We start from the raw sequence: 3,363 nt of genomic DNA, 5'->3' as shown, positions 1-3,363 counted from the left end.
ATCTCCAGCGTCTGCACCAAAAGGCCGGGTTCGGTCTCGTTCGGGTTAACCGAAGTGACGCCGGCGTTGACATCGAGCATGGTGGCGCCGCAGGCTGCCTGCTCGAGTGCGTCCCGGATGACGGTGTCGAAATTGCCCGCGATCATCTCGGCGGCCAGCTTCTTGCGGCCGGTCGGGTTGATGCGTTCACCGATCACGCAGAACGGCTGATCGAAGCCGATGATGATTTCTCGTGTCGCCGAGGCGACGATGGTACGGGTCATGGAATTCTCTCCGCCGTGATATAAAGATTTCTTTATATCGTTATCTGCTTTCGTTCAAGCGAATGGGTGGCCGTCCGCGCCGTCAATGCGCGGTCTTCACCATGTCCACCTGCGTTTCGGTAATGTCGTCGTGCAAGATGCTGTCGAGCCGGTCGGCGACGAGCTGATCGTCGCGGCGGATCTCACGTTTCCACGGCTGGCGGCCCTTCAGCACGCCCGATTCATCGACGATCTCGGCGACATATTCCTCCTGCCGGTAGGCCATCACATGGACGCCGGAAACGCCTGATATTTCCTTCACCTCGTTGATGATGTCGATGCAGAGTTGCTTGCCTTCCTTTTTCTGGTCCTGGGCGCCTTCCAGCCGCTTGATGACAGAATCGGGAATATGGATGCCCGGCACGTTCGAGCGGATCCACTTGGCCGTCTTGGCCGAGGCCAGCGGCCCGACGCCAACCAGGATGAAGCATTTTTCGGTGTAGCCGAGGTCGCGCACCTTTTGCATGTAGCTGCGGAACATCGGCACGTCGAAGCAATACTGGCTCTGCACGAATTGCGCGCCGGCGGCGATCTTCTTGCCCAGCCGATGCGGCCGGAAGTCGATCGGCGGCGCGAATGGGTTGATCGCGGCTCCGAGGAAAAGCTGCGGTGGCGTCGTCAGCTTGCGGCCGGACAGGAACTTGCCATTGTCGCGCATGATGCGGCAGGTCTCGAGCAGCGACATGCAGTCGAGGTCGAACACCGGCTTGGCGCCGGGCTGGTCGCCGGCCTGCACACCGTCTCCGGTCAGGCACAGCATGTTGGCGACGCCCATCGCGGCCCCGCCCAGCACGTCGCCCTGGATGGCGATGCGGTTCTTGTCGCGGCAGGCGATCTGCATGATCGGCGCATAGCCCATGCGGGTCAAAAGCGCGCAGATACCGACCGACGACATGTGGCAATTGGCGCCCGAGGCGTCGACGGCGTTGATGGCATCGACCCAGCCGTCGAAGATCTTGGCGCGGTTATAGACGTCTTCCGGATCGGCGCTGTCGGGCGGGTTGAGCTCGGTGGTGACGGCGAACTCGCCGCGCCGCAGGACGCGCTCCAGCCGGCCGCGCGAGGTGTGGCCGGGCAGGGGTTCGAGCGGCAGGTGGATGCCGGCCGGGTTCTCGTCGATCTGGCGTCCGATCATGCCGGTGCCCCGGTGTTTGCCGTCTCATTTTTGGCGGCAGCGGCCGCTTCGCGTGCGGCGGCCGCCTGCGCGGTCACCCGCAGCCAGGCCGATGTTTCGCGCAGCGACTGGTCGACCGGCTTCTGCACGGTCAGGATCCTGTCGCCGTGCACCATGTTCTGCGAGCCTTCCCAGGCTTTGACCCAGACGCAGGGCATATCGGGCTCGACCTCGCAATTGCCGTTGGCGCGGACGCCGCCGCAAGGACCGTTGCGCAATTGCTTGGGGCAGTTCATCGGGCACGACATGCCGGTCGAGGACAATATGCACTGGCCGCACATGCGGCAGTCGAACATGAAGCCCTTGACGCGCTTCTCGACGAATTTGATCGGCCCTTCGACGCGGCCGTAACCTATGCCCTTCCACAAGGGATGGAGGAGCAGGAACATGTCGGCGAATTTGGCGTAGAACCATTCGAGTAATCGCGAGTGCCGCACAGACCATAATCTGACCGCAAAGGAACGCTGCACGCGCCGCTGCGGCGATACGTCGGCCGGCTTGTAGTCGGATTTCGGCGCTGCCTTTTTGACCAGAGTGGCCTGGGTAACCGGCTGGACAACCCTTTGGCCATCCTTGGCAGGAATGGTTTCAGACATTTTCTTTGCCGCCTGCCTTGACCAGGGCGACCAGCCGCTCGCGGTCGTATTTCGTGTCGATATCGTTGAATGCCTTCTCGACCTCGGCTTCGAGGTCATCGCCGACCGGGACGGGATCGGCCTTGCGCCATTCGGCCAGATAATCGTCGGTGCCGCCGGCGCCAGTGCGCATCGCGCACATGTCGATCGCCTCGGTGAAGCGCAGCGGCAGCTCGCGCTTGGCGTTCTGCCGGCCCTTTTTGACGATGATTTGGGCTGGGATGTCGCGCCAGTAGACGACGATCAGATCGGCCATGAATTCTCACTCCTCGTTCTGCGAGCATTGCCGGAAGCGCAGTGGGGCCGCTTGTTATGGGACGACGCGCGCGCATTCAAAAGCGACGCATTTGGATGTCGTAAAATGAAAGGTGTGATTATTCGTTTCCGGCGTCTGCCGGCGCCCGGTTCGAGGCGTCGGAAAAGCCGGCTCACGGCGTGCGGATCCTGACGAGGAATGCGCTACCAGATGCCGGTTCTCAGGCCAGTCCAGAGATAGAACCAGATCGTCGGATGATACCATTGCTGTGATGGCAGACCGGGGTCGACGGTGGTGATTTTTCCGGCCAGAACATCGCTGACCGCCTCGACGCAGATGTCGCGCGAGAACGCGGCCTGGCGCAACGCGTAGCTGGAGATGGTGTCGCCGCGTTTCGGTTGACCGCGCACCTGTTTCAGCACGGCGCCCGTATCGACGCCGGCATCGACCAGATGCACGGTGGTGCCGAAATTCTGCGGGTCGCCTGACGTCAACGCCCAGTAGCCACCGTTCATGCCGCGGTATTTCGGCGTGATGCCGGCGTGATAGTTGAGCACCGGGCAAGGCATCCGGGCAAGCATGTCCTTCGACAACAGCCTGCAGCCATTAAGCAGGACAACGCCAGGCTGGATCTTCTTGATCGCTTCGAGGCATTCCGGCCCGTTGGCTGAGGCGACATGGATGATTTCCTGATCCCGCCGCGGCTCGACCTCGAGCTTTTCCTCGGCAATCAGCCGGGCGGCATGGCTGGCGAGAAGCCGTTTGCCCAGTCTGCTGAGCACCATCGTGCCAAGTTGGCCGATGGCGGAGATCCAGCCCTGGCGGCGAGCCCGGCCGCGAAGCAATTGCTTTTTGGATTCAGGCGTTTCGAGGATGACGCTGACAGGGCCGACGCGGTCGGTGATCGCGTTGACGATAGCCCAGACATGCTGGTCGCCTCCGGTGACGACCACGATCCGCGTACTGGATTCTGATGCTGCCATGGATCTTGCCCCC

Annotated in this window: 4 protein-coding genes and 1 pseudogene; all 5 read right to left on the bottom strand. The window is 62.4% G+C overall.

Going from position 1 to position 3,363, the window contains the following annotated elements; all coding sequences use genetic code 11:
• A pseudogene (locus EN984_RS27510) lies at window positions 1–263 on the bottom strand (methyltetrahydrofolate cobalamin methyltransferase); the annotation flags it as partial.
• 82 nt (window positions 264–345) lie between these two features.
• Window positions 346–1,437 (bottom strand): methylenetetrahydrofolate reductase, encoded by a 1,092-nt coding sequence (locus EN984_RS27505; RefSeq protein ID WP_127271737.1) that lies wholly within the window; start codon window positions 1,435–1,437, stop codon window positions 346–348.
• The gene (locus EN984_RS27500) at window positions 1,434–2,072 is read right to left on the bottom strand and encodes a methylenetetrahydrofolate reductase C-terminal domain-containing protein (RefSeq protein WP_127271183.1); all 639 of its coding nucleotides are present in this window, start codon (window positions 2,070–2,072) and stop codon (window positions 1,434–1,436) included. The genes EN984_RS27505 and EN984_RS27500 overlap by 4 nt, the downstream gene beginning before the upstream one ends.
• Window positions 2,065–2,367, bottom strand: a complete 303-nt coding sequence (locus tag EN984_RS27495) for a virulence factor (protein WP_023812316.1) — start codon at window positions 2,365–2,367, stop codon at window positions 2,065–2,067. Before EN984_RS27495 ends, EN984_RS27500 begins: the two co-directional genes overlap by 8 nt.
• A 203-nt stretch (window positions 2,368–2,570) precedes the next feature.
• On the bottom strand, window positions 2,571–3,350 hold the full coding sequence (locus tag EN984_RS27490; protein WP_127384097.1) for a formyl transferase: 780 nt from the start codon (window positions 3,348–3,350) through the stop codon (window positions 2,571–2,573).
• Between the last annotated feature and the right edge of the window lie 13 nt (window positions 3,351–3,363).

The sequence above is a fragment of the Mesorhizobium sp. M7A.F.Ca.CA.004.12.1.1 genome, assembly GCF_003997835.1.
Classification (GTDB): Bacteria; Pseudomonadota; Alphaproteobacteria; order Rhizobiales; family Rhizobiaceae; genus Mesorhizobium.
This window is presented reverse-complemented; position numbering and strand designations above follow the sequence as displayed.